Here is a 249-nt window from a genome sequence, read left to right as displayed (position 1 = left end):
ATCTCAACCTCTCGATCGAGCTCTGGGGCAATGGCTATGCCCAGGTCGAGCGGTCGGGCGCCCGGGTGGTGGGGCTTTACCCGATCCATCCCGAGGCGGTGTCGGTGCGGCGGCGGCCCGATGGCGCGCTCGAATACCGCTGGACGCGGGACGGCAGAACCTTCGTCGGCACCGATCGCGACGTGCTGCATGTCCGCGGGCCGGGGGGCGATCCGCTGGGCGGCATGTCGACGCTGCAGTTCGGGCGCC

General features: G+C 71.1%; 1 protein-coding gene. It reads left to right on the top strand.

The window, feature by feature from the left end; translation table 11 throughout:
- The coding region (locus BYZ73_RS22165; RefSeq protein WP_146746442.1) for a phage portal protein at window positions 1-249 on the top strand (249 nt) is incomplete at both ends.

This window comes from Rhodovulum viride (genome assembly GCF_003265965.1).
GTDB lineage: Bacteria > Pseudomonadota > Alphaproteobacteria > Rhodobacterales > Rhodobacteraceae > Rhodovulum > Rhodovulum kholense.
This window is presented reverse-complemented; position numbering and strand designations above follow the sequence as displayed.